Origin of the sequence: Massilia sp. CT11-108, from assembly GCF_047302915.1 — a bacterium.
GTDB classification, from domain to species: Bacteria; Pseudomonadota; Gammaproteobacteria; order Burkholderiales; family Burkholderiaceae_D; genus Telluria; species Telluria orientalis.
The window spans coordinates 1-241 of sequence record NZ_JBKYMO010001733.1 but is presented as its reverse complement, the minus strand read 5'-3'; the positions used below and the strand labels follow the sequence as shown (position 1 = coordinate 241).

Annotated in this window: 1 pseudogene; it reads left to right on the top strand. The window is 64.7% G+C overall.

Annotated features, from left to right (window positions below):
- Positions 1-241: pseudogene (locus ACEN88_RS36180) on the top strand (flagellin); the annotation flags it as partial.

Sequence of the window (241 nt, the reverse complement as noted above, 5' to 3'; positions counted from 1 at the left end):
CGACGGTATCTCGCTGGCTCAAACGGCCGAGGGTGGCTTGAGCACCGCCGGCGACCTGCTGCAGCGTATCCGCGAACTGGCAGTCCAGTCCGCCAACGGCACCAACTCCGATTCCGACCGCAAATCGATCCAGGGCGAGGTTTCCGCTCTGTCGCAGGAACTGGACCGTGTGGCCAACACCACCCAGTTCAACGGCCAGAACGTGCTGGACGGCTCGCTGACCTCGGCCCAGTTCCAGGTC